At 67.6% G+C, this 16,889-nt stretch carries 17 protein-coding genes; 10 read left to right on the top strand and 7 right to left on the bottom strand.

Going from position 1 to position 16,889, the window contains the following annotated elements:
* Positions 1–59: 59 nt before the first annotated feature.
* On the top strand, positions 60–566 hold the full coding sequence (gene hjc / locus LT971_RS01470; RefSeq protein ID WP_237005075.1) for a Holliday junction resolvase Hjc: 507 nt from the start codon (positions 60–62) through the stop codon (positions 564–566).
* Between the two features lie 13 nt (positions 567–579).
* Here hjc and LT971_RS01465 read toward each other — a convergent pair whose 3' ends face one another.
* Positions 580–1,185, bottom strand: coding sequence for an SWIM zinc finger family protein (locus LT971_RS01465; protein WP_237005074.1), 606 nt, complete (start codon positions 1,183–1,185; stop codon positions 580–582).
* A 141-nt stretch (positions 1,186–1,326) separates the two neighbouring features.
* Between LT971_RS01465 and LT971_RS01460 the strand changes: the two genes are divergently transcribed.
* Positions 1,327–1,533: a DUF7472 family protein gene (locus tag LT971_RS01460; protein WP_237005073.1), complete on the top strand. Its 207-nt coding sequence runs from the start codon at positions 1,327–1,329 to the stop codon at positions 1,531–1,533.
* A gap of 8 nt (positions 1,534–1,541) precedes the next feature.
* On the opposite strand, the gene priL is transcribed toward LT971_RS01460, so the two are convergent.
* On the bottom strand, positions 1,542–2,636 hold the full coding sequence (gene priL, locus LT971_RS01455; protein ID WP_237005072.1) for a DNA primase regulatory subunit PriL: 1,095 nt from the start codon (positions 2,634–2,636) through the stop codon (positions 1,542–1,544).
* Between the two features lie 86 nt (positions 2,637–2,722).
* Between priL and LT971_RS01450 the strand changes: the two genes are divergently transcribed.
* From LT971_RS01450 to LT971_RS01435, 4 genes are all read left to right on the top strand, one after another.
* Positions 2,723–3,373: a protein sorting system archaetidylserine decarboxylase gene (locus tag LT971_RS01450; RefSeq protein WP_237005071.1), complete on the top strand. Its 651-nt coding sequence runs from the start codon at positions 2,723–2,725 to the stop codon at positions 3,371–3,373.
* A 44-nt stretch (positions 3,374–3,417) separates the two neighbouring features.
* Positions 3,418–3,849, top strand: a complete 432-nt coding sequence (locus LT971_RS01445) for a hypothetical protein (RefSeq protein WP_237005070.1) — start codon at positions 3,418–3,420, stop codon at positions 3,847–3,849.
* 54 nt (positions 3,850–3,903) lie between these two features.
* Entirely contained in the window at positions 3,904–4,599 is a 696-nt protein-coding gene (locus LT971_RS01440) for an HD domain-containing protein (RefSeq protein WP_237005069.1), read from the top strand.
* Between the two features lie 250 nt (positions 4,600–4,849).
* Positions 4,850–5,602, top strand: a complete 753-nt coding sequence (locus tag LT971_RS01435) for a hypothetical protein (RefSeq protein ID WP_237005068.1) — start codon at positions 4,850–4,852, stop codon at positions 5,600–5,602.
* 84 nt (positions 5,603–5,686) lie between these two features.
* Here LT971_RS01435 and LT971_RS01430 read toward each other — a convergent pair whose 3' ends face one another.
* Entirely contained in the window at positions 5,687–6,430 is a 744-nt protein-coding gene (locus LT971_RS01430; RefSeq protein ID WP_237005067.1) for a DNA polymerase sliding clamp, read from the bottom strand.
* Positions 6,431–6,496: 66 nt separating this feature from the next.
* Entirely contained in the window at positions 6,497–7,504 is a 1,008-nt protein-coding gene (locus LT971_RS01425; RefSeq protein ID WP_237005066.1) for a sodium:calcium antiporter, read from the bottom strand.
* A 147-nt stretch (positions 7,505–7,651) separates the two neighbouring features.
* Here LT971_RS01425 and LT971_RS01420 point away from each other — a divergent pair, with 147 nt between their 5' ends.
* Both LT971_RS01420 and ppcA read left to right on the top strand, forming a co-directional pair.
* The gene (locus tag LT971_RS01420; protein WP_237005065.1) at positions 7,652–9,217 is read left to right on the top strand and encodes a DUF4382 domain-containing protein; all 1,566 of its coding nucleotides are present in this window, start codon (positions 7,652–7,654) and stop codon (positions 9,215–9,217) included.
* Positions 9,218–9,275: 58 nt separating this feature from the next.
* Complete coding sequence (gene ppcA, locus LT971_RS01415) at positions 9,276–10,754, top strand: phosphoenolpyruvate carboxylase (protein WP_237005064.1); 1,479 nt, start codon at positions 9,276–9,278, stop codon at positions 10,752–10,754.
* A gap of 9 nt (positions 10,755–10,763) precedes the next feature.
* On the opposite strand, the gene LT971_RS01410 is transcribed toward ppcA, so the two are convergent.
* The gene (locus LT971_RS01410; RefSeq protein WP_237005063.1) at positions 10,764–11,549 is read right to left on the bottom strand and encodes a hypothetical protein; all 786 of its coding nucleotides are present in this window, start codon (positions 11,547–11,549) and stop codon (positions 10,764–10,766) included.
* Between the two features lie 446 nt (positions 11,550–11,995).
* Between LT971_RS01410 and LT971_RS01405 the strand changes: the two genes are divergently transcribed.
* Complete coding sequence (locus LT971_RS01405) at positions 11,996–13,717, top strand: S9 family peptidase (RefSeq protein ID WP_237005062.1); 1,722 nt, start codon at positions 11,996–11,998, stop codon at positions 13,715–13,717.
* 84 nt (positions 13,718–13,801) lie between these two features.
* Here the strand turns inward: LT971_RS01405 and LT971_RS01400 are convergent, their stop codons facing one another.
* Both LT971_RS01400 and LT971_RS01395 read right to left on the bottom strand, forming a co-directional pair.
* A complete protein-coding gene (locus LT971_RS01400) occupies positions 13,802–14,647 on the bottom strand; it encodes an alpha/beta fold hydrolase (RefSeq protein WP_237005061.1) in 846 nt (281 codons plus the stop codon).
* A gap of 299 nt (positions 14,648–14,946) precedes the next feature.
* On the bottom strand, positions 14,947–15,174 hold the full coding sequence (locus tag LT971_RS01395; protein WP_237005060.1) for an ATP-binding protein: 228 nt from the start codon (positions 15,172–15,174) through the stop codon (positions 14,947–14,949).
* Positions 15,175–15,390: 216 nt separating this feature from the next.
* Here LT971_RS01395 and LT971_RS01390 point away from each other — a divergent pair, with 216 nt between their 5' ends.
* Positions 15,391–15,744: a DUF7344 domain-containing protein gene (locus tag LT971_RS01390; RefSeq protein WP_237005059.1), complete on the top strand. Its 354-nt coding sequence runs from the start codon at positions 15,391–15,393 to the stop codon at positions 15,742–15,744.
* Positions 15,745–16,889: the final 1,145 nt, after the last annotated feature.

Raw genomic sequence — 16,889 nt, 5'->3', positions numbered from 1 at the left:
CATGACGACTACGCACGGGCTCGGACCCACTGCCGCCGCCCCACACGGAGGCCACCAGCATGGCTAACTCCAACGCGAAGGGCAACAGGCGGGAGCGCGAGCTCGTGAACGCACTCGACGAGCGCGGGTTCGCGGTGATGCGCGCGCCGGCCTCCGGGAGCGCGACCGAGCGCGAACTCCCGGACGTGCTGGCGGGCGACGGCGACGCCTTCTACGCCGTCGAAGCGAAGTCCTCCGCGGGGGACCCCATCTACCTCACCGGCGAAGAGGTCGAAGCCCTGGTGTACTTCTCCCAGAACTTCGGCGCCAGCCCGAAGATCGGCGTGCGCTTCGACCGCGAGGACTGGTACTTCTTCCACCCGGCGGACGTCCACCAGACCGACGGCGGGAACTACCGCGTGAAGAAGGAGACCGCCGTCGAGGACGGACAGCACCTCGACGACCTCGGCACCGACGGGAACGACGGCGGCGGAGCCGGCGACGACGGCCACGACGCCCGGGACGTCCTCGAAGCGGTCGACCAGGGCGTGCTCTCTACCGACGAAGCCGCCTCGATGCTGGAGTAGCCCCCGGTCGCAGTCAGGACTCGGACTCGCCGGGGCGGCGCAAGCGGCCGCGCGGGAAGGCGTACCGCCGCGGCGGCCGCGCTTCGACGGACGACGGCGTGGCCTCCCGGTCCAGCGGGTAGAGGACGTCGACGACCACGTCACTGGGGTCGTAGTCTTCGTTCGAGTAGTGGTCGGCGACCGTCCAGCCCCGCGACGGGATGTCGACCACGTCGGCTCGCTCTCCCGTGGTTTCGACGACGACCACGAGGTCGCCCGTCTCGCGGTCCACGACGAACTCCCCCGGGTCGAGCGTGCAGTCCCCGCAGTAGACCGGGTCAGGGGCGTCCTCGTCGACGTGAACGCGTTCACCGCAGTTCGCACAGGCCGCGGCGCGCTCGCCGGGCGCCGGGACGGTGCCGGCGGTGACCTCCATCGCGACCCTGCGGAGGTGCTTGCAGCGCACCCCCCGGAACTGGTGGTCGGGGCACGCACACCGCCCGCGCTCGAGGTCGACCTCGTAGACGTTCCCCGACTCGGTCGCCACCTCGTACCGGCCGCTCCCCGTCGCAGTCACCCGCATCCGCTCGTCGCGGGCGCGCTCCGCGCGCCCCCGGTCGCCGTCGGCGTCGGCCGCCATCGTCACCCGAACGTACGCCGCGAAGCCGCCTAAACCCCCGCAATCCGGGGAGTACTTTCGAACCTGGCCCCTAGGGAGGGAGTCGCCGCCGCTGCCGTCGGCTTCGAAGCGCTTTTGCGGCGGCCCCTGAAAGCGGAAGCCATGTCAGACGCGCTCGACGCCCGCGTGGAGGCGGGCATCGCCATCCTCGCGGTTCTCGTCTTCATCGGCATTCTCGTCGCAGCGATGTCGATGGGTGCCAGCGGCCTCGGCGCCACCAGCGCCTACGCGGTGGTCGCCGGTATCGTCGTCTTCATCCTCCTGATGGCCGGCATCGGCTACTGGCTCTCCGGCAAGCAGGGCGAATGACCCGGTAGTCAGGCGTCCGCCGCTTCCTCCCCGCCGTCGTCGCTGTCCTCGCGCTCCCGCCAGTCCTCCAGATCGTCGTCGTCCTCGTCGTCGAGTTTCACCTCGTAGTACGACAGCGGGTGGTTGATGGCGTCACAGAGGTCGTCCGGGTTCACGCAGTCCCCGTAGGCCTTCATCGTCGCACACGACGGCGCCGTGTACTCGGTGGGGCTGGAGTCCCCCTGGATGTGGTCGGTCTGGTACCGGGTCATCTCCTCGCCGAACCCCGGATTCACCTTGTAGATGTCCACGATTTCGTCGGTTGTCAGCCCGATGTTCGCGAGGAACGACGTGATGGCGAACCGCGAGTGGTGCGGGAGGTGTTCGCCGCGCTGCACCTGGTCGAGGAGGTGTTGCATGCACGGCGGGAACAGCTCCGGGACGACGGTGTCGATCTCCCGCGTGAGGTCCATGTCCGCGAGCACGTCCCGGACGGCCGTCGCCGGCGCCTCCAGCGCGTCCTCGATGGGGTCCGGGACGGACAGCGGCAGTCCGTCCTCGATGCGCTCCCTGACTGCCTCCCGGAGCAGCGTGTCCAGCTCCGGCTCCGAGACCGGCACCCGCCCGTCGTCCAGCGCGCGATTCACGAGCCGCCAGTCGTCGCTGCGCAGCGACGACGACAGCAGGAGGTACGTCGGCACGTCTACGTCGTAGCCGTCCGGCGTTTCGTAGACGTGGTCGGTGAGGTCGAACTCCCGCAGGAGCTCGGCCCGCGGGAGCCGGTCGTCGCCGCCGACGCTCTTCAGTTCGCTGTCGTCGGTCTCGTCGGCCGTGAACCGCTCGTGGGCGGCGTCGGCTTCGGCCTGCGCGTACTTCCGCACGAGCACGTTCTCGTCGACGACGGAGACGAGCACGCGCGCCACCGGATACGACAGCAACTCGACGCGGTCCGAGCGCGCGCGCTCGCCGACCGAGCCGTCGGTCAGCGCGCCGACGACCCGCTCTCGGGCGCGCTCCACGACGGCGTCGTCCTCGTCGACGACGCGAGCGAGGTCCACGCCGGCCTCCTCGACCGCGTCGCGTGCCTCCCCCAGGAAGGGATAGCGGGCGTGGCGCGCGTTCATACTGCTCCGTCATTGCGAGCGAACGCCGATAAACGCCCCGGCTCCGGACCGACACGCTCACAGCCCTGGCCCGCAACTGGAGGAGTGTGTTCGCGCGAGGCCCCTGGACGTGGAAGTACGCCCTGCCGCCCGCAGTCGTCGGGCTGGCGCTGCTCGGACTGTCCTCGCTGTGGGGCGTCGTCGGTCTCGGGCTCGCCGGGTTCGTGGCCTGGTTCCACCGCGACCCCGACCGCAGCCCGGACGGCCCGGGCGTCGTCACGCCCGCCGACGGGAAGGTGTCCGTGATTCGCGAGGAAGACGACGACCGGGTACGCGTGGGCGTGTTCATGAACGTCCACGACGTGCACGTGAACCGCGCACCCCTCGACGGCACGGTCGACGCCGTCACTCACGAGCCGGGCGGCCACCGCCCCGCGTTCGACAAGGAGTCCGAGCACAACGAACGCGTCCGCATCGAGACCGACGAGTGGACGCTCGTGCTCATCGCCGGCGCGTTCGCCCGGCGCATCCACCCCTACGCGGAAGCGGGCGACGACCTCGCACGCGGCGACCGCCTCGGCCACATCTCCTTCGGCAGCCGCGCGGACGTCGTGCTGCCCGAGCAGTACGACCGCGAGGACGTCGTCGTGGAGTCCGGGGAGACGGTCCGGGCAGGGGAGACGGTGCTCGCAGCCCCGGCAGACGACACCGACGCGGCGTTGTCCAGCCCGCTCGGCGGCCGCGACAGCACGGACTGAGACACCGCGTCGGGGTTTATGGGCGTAGCCGGCCCGGTTCCGGCATGGTTCGCGCCAGCGTTGCCCTCCCAGCAGTGCTCGGAGTCGTGTTACTGGCGGCGTTCTTCGCCGCGCCGGCGGCCGACCCGCCGGACGAGTATCTCGTCGTCGCCGAACAGAACCAGACCGCGACTGCACCGACGGCGTACGGCGACCTCGCCGCCGGTGACCGGGCCGCCTTCGACGCGGCGCTCGCGAACGACGGGTCGGTCCGGTACGTGGGCGAGACGTACCCGGACGGCGTGGAGTTCCCGAGTGGCGGCGACCGGACGAGCGTCACAGAGCAGCGCGTCGAGTACGAGTCGACAGCCTACGACCTCCGGTTCGTGTACGAGCCGACGTTCCCGGATTCTGCAGGCGTATTGCGGACGCTGGGTTCGCTGGTCGGCGGCGTCCTCTCGCTGGCGTACGCCGGCTACCGGGCGGCCACGGCGTGAGACCGCGCCGTCGCGCCGAGTGATTTTTTCCGCCGGGTCGCCGAACGCCGGAGTGTGACCGACGAGGACGACGACGAGGAGTACGACGCGCTCTACCAGCGGGTGGCCGACGAGATGGCCGTCCACCTCGACGGCGACGACTCCGGCCACGACCTGCACCACCTCTGGCGCGTGAATCGCCTCGGGACGCGCATCGCGGCGGCGGAGGGCGCCGACCCGCGAGTGGTCGGCGTAGCGGCGCTCGTCCACGACCTCCACCGGGTGCGGGGCGAGGGCTTCACGCACCCCGAGGAGACGATTCCCGAGATTCGCGAGATACTGGCCGAGGCCCGCGTCCCCGAGGGCATCCACGGCCCGGTGTGTCACTGCGTCGCCGTCCACGAGGAGTACGACTTCGAGGACGATCCCCGGACGGCCGAGACACTGGAGGCCGAGGTGCTGCAGGACGCCGACAATCTGGACGCCATCGGTGCCGTCGGCGTCGCTCGCGCGTTCCAGTTCGGAGGGGCACACGGCAACCTCATGTGGGACACCGAGCGCCCGCTCCCCGAAGACGAGGCCTACGAGAAGGACGCCGGTGTCGACGACGACGACGTGCCGGGGAGTACGTACCACCACATTCACGCGAAGCTCCTGCGCCTCCACGAGAACATGAACACCGAGACCGGCCGCGGGATAGCGGCGGAACGCCACGCCTTCCTCGAGGCGTTCGCGGAGCGGTTCGCGGCCGAGTGGTACGGGGACGCCTGACGGGCAGCCGGCATCGGCGTCGCCCCCGAGAGACGGGCCCGAAGTCGACTGCGCCCGGGCTGTCCGAGCTCTGGTCGCCCTCGGTGGCACGCCCACGGCCGCAGAAGTACCTCCTGTCTGACGGACGACACGTGTGAGAGTTGTTAACACTCTGGGGCACGAACGGCCGACCAGAATGCGGGAAATATTGCCGGAATCTCCGGACCCGGCGGACGACCCCGCCCCGCAGGACGACCGCGGGCGACCGCCCATGCGCGCGTCGGTCGCCGTGCTCGCGAACACCGACTGGTGCGAGCGGATACGGGCGGCCACCCCGGACCAGATTTCGGTAGAATCTGCCACGGACCCGGCGGCGTTCGAGGACACACTGAGTGGCGAAGTGGCCGTCGCCCTCGTCGCGCGAGACTACTCCCCAGAACGCCTGGAGGCGGTAGTCGCGTCGACAATTAGCGCGTCGCCGCACGCTCGCGTCGCGCTCCTCGGCGAACCACGACCGGCGGACGACGCCGTCCCCCGGGACGCGGAGTTCGTGCCGCCGCTCGACCGCGAGGCGTTCGGGGCGCGCGTCGAAGGACTCTACCTCCGGGCGCACTACGCGGCCACCCTGGAGCGGTACTACGGTGTCTCCGTGAAGATACGGAACGCCGAACTGTGGGGCGACGAAGCCGTCGACGACGACCACCTCGACCGCCTCAAGACCGTGCAAAACCGGTCGCGGCGCTACCTCAGGCAGTTCCGCGCGGCCCTCGACGAGGACAGCCTCTCCGCGCTGAAGTCCCGCAGCGACCGTCTGGAAGCGCTCGTCGCCGAATCGAAACCCACGCCCGACCCGGACGCGCGCGGCCTCCCGGACTCGTGTCCCGCCTGCGACATCGACTGGACGACGTGGCACGGGCGTAGCCTCCGCAACGGCTACCAGAAACTCGGCGCGAACACCTGGCAGTGCACGAACTGCGGCGAGACGCTTGCCGACCCGTCCCCGAGTAGCTACCAGGTCAGGTGAGACACCGGAGGCGGCTGCCGGACCGAGACAGGACCCTGGCCGTCCGGCTGCGTAACAGGACCGGAAAAGCGCGGCGAACGTGCGTCAGTCGCTCTGGATGCGGGGCGCGAGCATGTAGGTGACCCGGCCCTGGGCTTCGGCGATGTCGTAGTGGAGCTTGACGGGGTACTCGTCGCCGAGTTCGAGTTCGACCTCGGCGTCTTTCGGGATGGCCTTGTTCATGTCCTTGAGGTAGTCGAGGCTGAACAGGCTGTGGGCGTCGCCGGCGTCGAGGTCGATGAGCTGGTCCTGCGTGAGTTCGAGGTGGACGTCGTCGGTGTCGCCCTCGGCGTCGACGTAGAACAGTTCGTCGCCGGTGTCGACGCCGAGCGCGATGTGATCCGAGACCATGTCGGCGGCGGTGACGGCGCGGTCGATGTCGCGGCCCTCGATGACGACGTGTGCGGGAAGGTCGAGGTCCGGGATGTCGGGCTCCTGGCGGATGGAGTCCGGGTCGATGAGCGCGAGCGTGTACTCGAGGCCGTCGATCTGGATGTGGAGCTTGCGGGTCTCCTCGTCGAGTTCGAGCTGGACGAGCTGGCCGGCGTCGGCCATGCCGGCGATGTCCTCGAGCCGGGAGAGGTTGACGCCGATGAGGCCGCCGTCTGCTTCGTAGGATTCGAACGCTGCGGCGCCGAGGTCGAGGTCGACCATGCCGACGTTGGCGGGGTCGACTGCGCGGATGGAGAGGCCGTCTTCGTCGAGGTGGATCTTGCACTCGTCCACCAGCACGCTCACGGAGTCCAGCGTCTCCTGGAGCGTGTCGGCGCTCACGATCGCCTTGAACATTATTGAAAGCGGCTACGCGAGCCGTCCGTAAAAAGCCCCCGTTACGGGCGCGCGCGTGGGCCGGCGCTACGTCGGGATGAGGTCGGTGACGCCGGCCGTTTCGAGCGCGAGCCACGCGACGAACGCGGTGTACAGCGCGAGCAGGAGCAGCGATTCGCTGCGGGTGAGTTCGAGGTCGGTGCGGATGACGGTGAAGAGGACGATGGTGGCGGCGACGAGGACGCCCATCATAGGGGCGGCGAACGCGAAGTCGATGGGGGTGGCGCCGCCGAGGACGATGCCGGCGGGGACGGCGACGAGGAGGTCGAAGATGTTGCTACCGAGCACGTTCGCGAGGCTGGTCTCGGCGTTGTTGTTGCGGGCGGCACGGACGGAGACGATGGCGTCGGGGAGGCTGGTGCCGGCGGCGACGACAGTCAGCCCCCAGAGGAAGGCCGGCGTGCCGAGGGCGTCGCCGAGCGTGAGCGCGGCTCTGACGAGGGCTTCGACGCCGACGAGGATGAGCGCGAGGCTGCCGAGGAGGAGCAACCAGAGCCGGGTTGGGTCGCCGTCGACGGGGTCGGCGTCGGAGCGGTGGTCGGCGGTGTCCTGGTACTGGACGAAGAGGTAGAGGCCGTACAGCGCGAGGGGGATGGCTGCCAGCGGCCGGGTGAACGTCCCGGAGAGCCCGCCGATCGGTTCGTAGATGACCGCGAACGCGAACGTGAGCAGGAGGACGGCGACCGACAGCATGTAGAACTGGGCTTCCTTGTAGACGAGGTCGCGGTTGGAGTCGAGCGGCCGGCTGGTGGCCAGCGCCGACGCTGCGGGGATGACGAGGACGTTGAAGATGGCGGAGCCGACGATGGCGCCGACGCCGAGCTCGAAGTCGCCGTGCAGCAGCGTGGAGAGCACGACGCTGGAGAGCTCGGGGAAACTGGAGCCGACGGCGGCGACGACGGCGCCCTGGACGACCGGCGGCAGCCGGTAGTGGGCGGCGAGGCCGTCGGCTGCCGATTCGAGGCGGGCGCCGCCGACCCAGACGACGCCGGTGGCGACCGCCGCGAGCGCGAGCGCGCCGAGTACGTCGAACACGGTGGGTGGCGGCGACGGCGCGCTCTCCCAAACTGGTTTCGGTCCCGGATGCAGTCGCTTAATTCGGCTTAATTCTGGACGAGAGCGGCCAAGACGCCTTCACGGAGTTCCTCGTTTATGGGTGTGGGGCGTGTGGCGTCGGATGCAATGAACAAGACCGTATCCAGTCTGCTGGTGGCTGCGCTCGTGGTGCTGGCCGGGTGTGCCGGCGGCATCGCGGGGCCCGAGGCCGGTGGCTCGGACGCGAGCGAGGACGGCACAGTCCAGTTCTACGTGAGCGACGAGCGCAACGCCATCGACCAGTTCGAACACCTGAACGTGACCGTGACGAGCGTCGGCTTCGCACAGGCCGACGCCGCGGACGCGAACGAGACCGACACCGCGGACGGCAACGAGAGCGAGTCGGAGACCGAGGTCGAAGTCGAACGCGAGAGCGAGGGCGGCCTCGCGGTCGCACTCGACGGTGACTTCGCGCCCGGCGAGAACGCGACCGTCGAGGTGACCCAGAACGGCGAGGCAGCCGCGAACGTCACGGCGGTCGTCGAGGCCGGTGACAGCGAGGTCACCGTGGTGACCGACGCGAACGGCACCGCAACCGTCGCCGTGCCCGCCGACGCCGACGAGTTCGAGATCGAAGCCGAGACCGCCGAGAACAGCACGTACGGCGAGGCGTCGGCCTCGCTCTCCGTGGAAGCCGAGTCCGAAGACGGCGACTCGGACGACGACGACGGCAACGAGTCGGCGGTCGGCTGGGTCGAACGGGACGTGGACCAGCGCACCGTCGACCTGACTGAGCTGCAGGGCGCGAACGCGACCGCGCTCGGGAACATCTCGGTGCCCGAGGGCGAGTACGAGAAGGTGTTCGTGCACGTCGGCGAGGTCAACGGCACGCTGGAGAGCGGCGAGGAAGTGAACGTGAAGCTGCCGTCCCAGAAGCTCCAGCTGAACGAGGGCTTCACCGTGGACAGCCAGAGCGACGTGGCGTTCGTCTTCGACATCACGGTCTTCGAGGCCGGGAACTCCGGGAAGTACATCCTGAAGCCGGTCGCCAGCGAGTCCGGAACCGACGTCCCCATCGTCGACGTGGACGAGAAGCGGGGCGGCGAGGAGGCTGACGAGCTCGACGTGTCCTTCGTCGGGAACGTGACGGCGGGCGAGAACGCGACCGTCGAGGTGACGCGTGACGGCGAGCCCGTCGAGAACGCGACCGTCGAAGTCACGGGCGACGTGACGGTGACGACCGACGCGGATGGTACCGCGACCGTCGCCGTGCCCGCCGACGCCGAGGAGTTCGAGGTCGAAGCGGAGCACGAGGACGGCGACAGCGAGAGCGAGGGCGAACTCGAAGTCGACCTCGGCGAGTCCGAGAGCGACGACGAACGCGAGGAAGACGACGGCGAGGACGGCGACGACAGCGACGAGACGGACAGCGAGACGCCCGACGTCGAGGACGGTGACGCCGACCTCGCGGTCGCCTACGAGGGCGCGTTCGCCGCCAACGAGACCGTGACGGTGTTCGTGACCGACGGCGACGGCGAGGCCGTCGAGGACGCCACCGTCGAGGTCGACGGCGAAGTCGTCGGCGAGACGGACGCCAACGGCGAGCTGTCCGTGGCGCTGCCCGCAGACGTCTCGATGACGTCTGAGCTGACGGTGACGGCGGACGGCGAGTCCGTCACCGTGGACGCGTCGACCGTCGCCGCGGCGAACTGACGGCGACCCGGCCAGACTGGGCGGCCCGTTTTTGTGAGTGAGTGACATACCGTGGTGCATGGCGGACGTACCACGCGTGATGAGCACCCAGCACCCGGACAACGCCACGCTCCCGTTTTTCACTGCGGGTGACGTCATCGAGGGCGAGGACGAGATACAGGAGGCCTACTACGTGTACTCGCACCTCGGCTGCGACGAGCAGATGTGGGACTTCGAGGGGAAGGAGGGCGACGAGTACGCGGTAAAGAAGCTGCTGTCCCGGTACGACGAGTTCTTCGCGGACCGGCGGCTGGGCGAGGACGTCCGGCTGACCGTCCGCGGCCCGAACCCGGACCTCGAGGAGTCGGAGGCGAAGATCCTCCTCGAGATCCTGGAGAGCGTCCCGCGGTCGTTCGACGCCGCGGCGCAGTTCGCCGACGGGTACGGCGTCGATGTCGTCGCGCCCATCCACGAGGTCATCGTGCCGATGGTGACCAGTGCCGACCAGCTCAACGCCGTCCACGAGTACTACGAGCGGTTCGTCACCGGGAAGGCCAGCATGGAGGTCTGGGACGGCCGCACCGTCGAGGACTGGGTCGGTGGCTTCGAGCCCGAATCCGTCGCCGTCATCCCGCTCATCGAGCAGCGGGAGGCGATGCTGTCGGCCGACGACATCGTCGCCGAGTACGCGACCGCGCAGGACCGGGACGCCGTCCGTGTGTTCCTCGCCCGCTCGGACCCTGCGCTGAACTACGGCTGTCTGGCCGCCGACCTCATCAACAAGGTGGCGCTCCAGCGCCTCTACGAGATGAGCGACGAGACCGGGGTCGACGTCCACCCGATTCTCGGCGCCGGCTCGGCGCCGTTCCGCGGGAACCTTACCCCCGAACGCGCGGCCGAGACCGCCGACGCGTACGGCGAGGTGGAGACGTTCACCGTGCAGTCGGCGTTCAAGTACGACCATCCGGTGGAGACGGTCCGGGACGGCGTCGAGGCACTGCGAGACGCCGACCTCGGCGCGTCCCCGGAGCCCATCGACGAGGACCGCGCGCTGGCCGTCGTCGACCGCACCGCCGACGCGTACGCCGACCAGGTGGACGCCATCGCGCCGACCGTGAACCGGCTGTCGTCGTTCGTGCCGGACCGCCGCGCCCGCAAGCTCCACGTCGGCCTGTTCGGCTACTCGCGGGAGGTCGGAGAGAACGCACTCCCCCGGGCAATCGGCTACACGGCGTCGCTGTACGCGGTCGGCTGCCCGCCGACGCTGCTGGGCGCACACGCCCTCACCGACGACGACGCGGCGTTCGTCCGCGAGGCGTTCCCCGCGTACTTCGACCACCTGCGGGACGCCGCGCGGTACTTCGACCCCCGGTGTACGGAGGTGCTGGACCTCGACGGCGACGACCTCGCGGCGACCGTCGACCGCGTGGACGTGGCGCCGAACGACGAGCACCGGGCCGCAACCGGCGACGCCATCGACGCCTTCCAGCGCGGCGACGACGACGCGCTGCGGTCGGCGATACGGCGCGGCGCCCGCGAACGCCAGTTCCTCGGCTGACCGCCTCGACTAGCCGTCCGTCGGTTCCGTCGGCCGCGAACAGACCAGACACAGCGTGCTGTCGCAGACCCAGTTGACGTGCCGGGAGCCACACGCCGGACACTCGTGGTGGTCGGTGGCGTACTCCGTCGTCCCCCGGGGCGCCGCGAGATAGCCGTCCTCGACGGCTGCGTCGACCAGCCCCGGGAGCCGCTGGCGCTTGTACGTCGCGCGGTGTGCGAGGAACGCGCCCGGGTCGCCGGGGTCGGCGCCGTGGAGGTCCGACCACGACACCGCGATTTCGCCGTCCGCCTGCCCCCGAGCGAGCTGCTGGACGAGCGCCGCCCCAGCCTCGAACAGTGGCGTCGTCGCCAGCACCTGCGGCGAATCCACCGACGCGGCGGCCTCGCGGTAGGCGTCGGCCGCCGTCTCGTAGGCGTCGGCGACGCCGTCCAGTCCACCGACCGCACGGAAGTCCGCGACGAACTCGTCGAAACACGCCGCCCGTGCGGGGTGCCGGTCGGCGTACGAACGGCGGAGGTCACGGGCGACAGCGACGCCCTCGACGGCCCGATCGGTGGCGCGGGCCGGCGCGCCGGCCACCCGGTAGGCGGCCGTGCTCGCCGCGAGATGCGCCAGGCCTTCCCCCACCCAGCCCTTCCCGTCGGCGCCGAACGGCGACACGTCCTGTTCGCTGCGGGGCGCGGACAGCACACGCCAGCCGGCCCGAACGTACGCGTCGCCGGCGCGGCCGTACTCGCGGGCCGCCAGCGCGTCGACCGCCTCGGCGCGGAAACCGCCGTCGTCAGTTCGCATACAGACGGGTGGAACGCCAGCGCCTCAAGCGTTCCCGTCGCGGCCAGCGACCGGGCGAGTCGAGCGAGCCGCGCTCGCGTCCCGCCGAACGACGAAACTTTCCGTTCTGGCGCCCTCGCTACGGACATCATGGGTAACGGGAAGGACCACTACTACAACTACTTCTCTCGGTCTGTTGTACCTACTACCTGCTCACCGGTTCGTTGAGGGAAGAGTTTGTAGAGGACGATGCCAAGACCCTGTAAGAAATCGGCCTCAGAAACGAACTTATCTCGTGACCGTCTGAGGAGCCCTGTTCTCCACCCGATCCGAATTATACGATTCCCCCTCTGACGGTGTCTGTGGCGCCATTATTACTCGCATTGGAGAGTACAGCCCGGAAATTGTCGACCACACATTAAGTCAAAAGATAGAAGTTTTCGCGGTGGGAGACATCCCGAGCATAGATGTCAATTGATGTGGGAGAGTACGTGGCACAGATTTCTGAGGCACATGGTATTAAGGGGGCGACGCGTCGGCCGGACGGTACGGTCGTCTTCGCGGCATACCGGGGTGGCGAATACGAACTGTGTACGCCGGACAACCGGCTCACCGAGACCGATGGTGACATCACCTACCCACAGTGGCTCGAGGGAAGAGAGGCGCTCGTCGCTCACCGGGATGTCGGCGGCACCGAGGCGTACGACCTCGTGGAAGTGGATCCGGAGACTGGAAGCGTCACGCCGATTCTCGACGACGAGTTCCAGAATCAGAATCCACAACAGAACCCGGTAGACTCCAACCAGTTAGCCTTCCTCTCCACCCGCGACCGTTCCATCGACCTGTACACGATCGACGTCGAAGCAGGTGACGTGACGAAACACTCCGAGACCGACGACCCAGTCTGGGCGTACGCGTGGGCGCCGGACGGCGATGCAATCGTCTACCAGTCGGGTTCGGGCCACGAGACCGCCCTCCGACTCGTCGATCCCGAAGCGATGACTGACGAGGTGTTGCTCGATGAACCCGACTCGGAACAGTCACTCGCGATGAACAATCGGCACAGCGGACGCGACGCGTGGTCGGAGAACGGGATCGTCTTCACGACGAACCACGAGACCGGCTACCGGGAACTCGCCATCGCCGATGTGTCGGGTGAGTACGACCTCCACTTCGTGAACGAACAGGACAAGTACAATCCCCAATGGACGCCCGATGGCGACATCGTCTTCGACGAATCCCGGCACGGGGACTGGCAGATTCGTCGTCTCCACGAGGGCGACGCTGAAACGGTCGAATCAACCGGCTATCACCAGTATAAGGAGGCGACCGAAGACGGCGTCTACTACATCAATCACAGTCCGACCGAGGTCGGCGATCTCAAACGCGACGGGGAGCCGGTCGTCGTCGAGAGTCCCGTCGAGTTCCCGACGACCTCCCCAGAGCACGTGACCTACGAGTCCGCGGACGGCGAGGAGATCGCTGCCCGCCTCTACACACCTGACAGGGAGCCCATCGGCGCCATCGTCTATATACACGGTGGGCCGCCAGCGCAGGCGTACAACAATCTCACGCCCCCCACACAGACGCTCGTACAGGCTGGCTTCGAGGTACTCGCGCCGGACTATCGAGGAAGCATCGGCTATGGACGGGACTTTAGAACGGCGAACATGGGCGATCTGGGCGGCGGCGACGTGGACGATATCGTCGCGGGCGCGGACTATCTGCGCGAACGGGGCCACTCACATGTCGGCGTGTTTGGTGGTTCCTACGGTGGTTATCTGACGCTGATGGCTGTCTCGACGACGGACGCGTTCGACACCGGTACCAGTGCAGTCGGCATCGTCAACTGGGAGACAGCAGTCGAGAACTCACGTGGGTATCTCGGCGACTTACTCCGGATGCTGATGGGCGGAACACCGGAGGAAGTCCCGGAGTTGTACGAAGAGCGGTCGCCGATAACGCACGTCGACGAGATTGACGTCCCACTGCTCGTTATCCAGGGCGGCAACGATCCGCGAGTCCCCCAGAGTGAGGCCGAACAACTCGTGTCCTCACTTGACGAGCGCGGGATCCCACACGAGTACGTTCTCTTCGAAGACGAGGGCCACGGTGTTGTGAAGACGGAGAACAAGGCCGAGTACCTCACCCGCATGATTTCGGTGTGCCAGTCCACCTTCGAGACCTGACCAGACGCCACCGCCGTCGCCAACGGCATTGTCCGATAAGGTGACTACCCGGTCTGCAACTAACCATCTCGGTCTATTGTGTTACTACCTCGTAGCCGCCCTCTCTCGGTCGGCGTTTACCTCGCCGAGAAACTCCCGTAGCTTCGTGCGAATGAACTCCGGATTGTCGACGTGGGCGTTGTGGCTCCCTTCCGGAATCTCCGCAGTCCGGCAGTCCTCGAGTTCCGCCTCGAGGAAGCCGGCGTGGGGCTCGATGAACGGCTCGTTCTCGCCGTACAGCATCAGGACAGGCAGACCGAACAACTGCCACGACCAGCTCGATGTGTAGTAGTCCTTGGCGGCGTGCAGGACTTTCGAGCGTTCGGTCGTCGATAGCTCTGGCACGGTACAGTCGTGGGCCTCCCGAAGTTGCTCCAGTTCGTCCATATCTACCGTCGATTCGTCGCCGAGGAGCGCCGTCTGCGCCCGGACAACTGCGTTCATAACCCGTTCGTTTCCCATAGCAGGGAACAGAAGGCGGCTGACGGCGGTTCTGAAGATCCACTCCCGCGCGGAAAACGTTTCTGGGGTTGCCGAACCGACCGTAATCAGGGCAGAGAGTTTCTCGGGATATCCGTCAGCAAACGCGTAGCCGACCATCCCGCCGAGCGAGTGGCCGAGGACGGCCGGCTGGTCGAGATCCAGCGCGTCGATGAAGGCCGCGAGGTCGTCCGCGTACGTCTCGACCGTGTAGCTGTCCCGGTCTGACCCACCCGTCTTCCCGTGCCCGCGGAGATCATACGGGAGCACCCGGTACTCGTCTGCGAGCGTCTGGAGCTGCTGGGCCCACCCCTGATGGGTCGCCATCGCGCCGTGCAGCACCACAAGGGGATGACCGCTCCCGTAGTCGTGGTAGAAGGTCTCGATGCCGTTCGTCTCGACTGTCGGCATGGCAACGATTAGCCAACATGTAACAGATAAATCATTCCCCGGGACTCAACTAGTCGACCAACCCGGGCAGGCGTCGCTTCCGAGGAACGGACAGGGAGAAAGGCTTACCCCCGTCAGCGGCGGGGGTTCCCAATGAGCGCCCTCCATCTCGCGGTGGTAACATCCACGTCCTCCACGAGGACGACGAACCAAGCTTCGCAGAGCTGGTGGCCACGTTCCTCGAACGCGAACAGAGCGCTTTCTCCGTCACCAACGCCACCGGCGTCGCAGAGGCCCGCGACCACTTCGACCGGGTGCGATCAATCACGGAGGTCGACGCCAGTGATCTCGAACCGCGCGCCGCCCGCAGCACTGTTGGTGAGCGAGATGGGGCAGTCGTGGGCATCGGCGGCATCTTCGACGGTGGCGAGGCCGAGGCCAGTGCCCCCGGCCTCGGTCGAGTACCGCGCCTCGAACACCTGCTCCCGGATGTCTGCAGGGATTCCGGGGCCGTCGTTCGGGCTGTCGCCGACCAGTACTGGTGGCACCCGCCAGCAGGGCCAGCGGCCGGAGCATATACATCGGCGATACAACCGAGAGATACATTTATTATGTCTGACGTGAGTCTGACTATCTGTCAGCTACGGTGACAGAGGCCGCCCACACACCACGGCGGATGACACGCGAGTTACCGCACTCGCACCCGCACGTATCGTGGCACGGCCGCATGCCAGTTCGCCCGACGACGACCGGAGACCCCAACCATGTCACACCACCAGTCCCTCACCCCCGAGGTGCCGACCGACCACTACGCCCTCCTCGCCGACCCGCTTCGGCGCCGCGTGCTGTCCCACATTCAGTATTCGACGACCGAGGAGACCTCACTGGAGGCGCTCGCCGGCGAGCTCCGCACGGCGGAGGACGTCGACGCGGACGCCCTCGCGATTCGACTCCACCACGTGGTGCTCCCGCAACTGGCGGACGCCGGCGTCGTCAAGTACGACGCGCGGAACAAGACTGTCCGCTATCGCGACCACGCTGTTCTCGACCGCCTGGACGTCGCACCGAGGTCAGGATGTTGTTCGCCCGGAGGTCGCGAGCGGCGTCGAGCACGTTGATGTGGTAGGCGCTCGGGCAGACCGACCCGTCCCGGGCCCCGGTGCGGGCTTCCAGAAGGTGGTCGGGATACTGGTACGCCGCGTAGCGGATGCGCTCCGTGATGGTGTCCGCCACGCGCGTCAGCGTGGGGTCGACGGCGTCTGCTGGAAGTACCTGCAGCACGCGTGGATGTAACGCGTGACTGCCGTCGGGGCGCCTGCGCAGCAGGTCCGGGACGCCGAGGCCGGTCGACTCGGTCGTGTCACGGCCACCGGTCGCGACCGCCTCGAGCGTCGACCGGGCCGCCCGGTCCAGTGCCGGAATCGCGTCGAGGTGTGCGTCGAGAACCTGATTACTGTTCGCGCTGGTCGTCCGGCTGAGTTCCGCACAGCCCGCCGGAAGGGAGGGAAGAGACTCTCGCTGAGGACCCACGTGCGACCATCACGCTGGAAGTGCAGTAAGACTTTCTCGAGCGGGGGGTCTCCTTCGACGGGGTTACGCCCTATACGGTCTATATGAGTATGCGCAGGATCGATGACGGGAAAGGAGTCCTGCAACCCATAGAACATGATAGACGGCTTTGCCTGATCCACATTGAGCAGGCAATATTCCAGTGAATGGCCGGTGAGTAGCGGCCAGGGATTATTGGATTGTATCTCGTAGCTACTAGACGCCGGTGCCAGACCGGCACTCCCGTCACGTATGGTGTCAGGTGGAGCTATTCGCCGCCGGTGAGGCGGCGTCACACTCCCTTTCGTGTTCTTCAATGGTGGTTCCGGTCGCCGTTTAAGATGTCAAGAGGAGGGGTGTTTCTTGTGGTCAGAGTGCCAAAAGATACATCTCACGTGCTCTACGGAGTAATTTTAACAGTTTCATTTCACGCCGGAGCCAGGGAGCCACTAAACGGCGACCCCAAGCCGACAATGTACGGCCATGTGTTCAGCCCGTTCAACCGGAACACGCTCCTGACGGATGCCGCCGGCTGCACGTATCGGACTTCTGCGAGCGGGGCGGTGATCTCGTGGCTGGTCAACTAGCCGCCCAGCGGTCAGAGAATCAGCGAGGGTCGCGAGTTCAGGGACGGCCCGCAGCAAGTCATACCAGTAACGGCCCCCACGAGTTCACGGGTCAGGTCGACGCCTGAAACCGGAGCGCGGGCCGCCAC

Source organism: Halobacterium rubrum, assembly GCF_021729015.1.
GTDB lineage: Archaea > Halobacteriota > Halobacteria > Halobacteriales > Halobacteriaceae > Halobacterium > Halobacterium rubrum.
This window is presented reverse-complemented; position numbering and strand designations above follow the sequence as displayed.

Excerpts from the sequence above, each read along its gene's own strand:
- hjc (WP_237005075.1), top strand. The coding sequence starts at position 60 with ATGGCTAACTCCAACGCGAAGGGCAACAGGCGGGAGCGCGAGCTCGTG.
- LT971_RS01410 (WP_237005063.1), bottom strand. The coding sequence starts at position 11,549 with ATGCGAACTGACGACGGCGGTTTCCGCGCCGAGGCGGTCGACGCGCTG.
- priL (WP_237005072.1), bottom strand. The coding sequence starts at position 2,636 with ATGAACGCGCGCCACGCCCGCTATCCCTTCCTGGGGGAGGCACGCGAC.
- LT971_RS01400 (WP_237005061.1), bottom strand. The coding sequence starts at position 14,647 with ATGCCGACAGTCGAGACGAACGGCATCGAGACCTTCTACCACGACTAC.
- ppcA (WP_237005064.1), top strand. The coding sequence starts at position 9,276 with ATGGCGGACGTACCACGCGTGATGAGCACCCAGCACCCGGACAACGCC.
- LT971_RS01390 (WP_237005059.1), top strand. The coding sequence starts at position 15,391 with ATGTCACACCACCAGTCCCTCACCCCCGAGGTGCCGACCGACCACTAC.
- LT971_RS01460 (WP_237005073.1), top strand. The coding sequence starts at position 1,327 with ATGTCAGACGCGCTCGACGCCCGCGTGGAGGCGGGCATCGCCATCCTC.
- LT971_RS01445 (WP_237005070.1), top strand. The coding sequence starts at position 3,418 with ATGGTTCGCGCCAGCGTTGCCCTCCCAGCAGTGCTCGGAGTCGTGTTA.
- LT971_RS01465 (WP_237005074.1), bottom strand. The coding sequence starts at position 1,185 with ATGGCGGCCGACGCCGACGGCGACCGGGGGCGCGCGGAGCGCGCCCGC.
- LT971_RS01435 (WP_237005068.1), top strand. The coding sequence starts at position 4,850 with ATGCGCGCGTCGGTCGCCGTGCTCGCGAACACCGACTGGTGCGAGCGG.
- LT971_RS01420 (WP_237005065.1), top strand. The coding sequence starts at position 7,652 with ATGAACAAGACCGTATCCAGTCTGCTGGTGGCTGCGCTCGTGGTGCTG.
- LT971_RS01430 (WP_237005067.1), bottom strand. The coding sequence starts at position 6,430 with ATGTTCAAGGCGATCGTGAGCGCCGACACGCTCCAGGAGACGCTGGAC.
- LT971_RS01405 (WP_237005062.1), top strand. The coding sequence starts at position 11,996 with ATGTCAATTGATGTGGGAGAGTACGTGGCACAGATTTCTGAGGCACAT.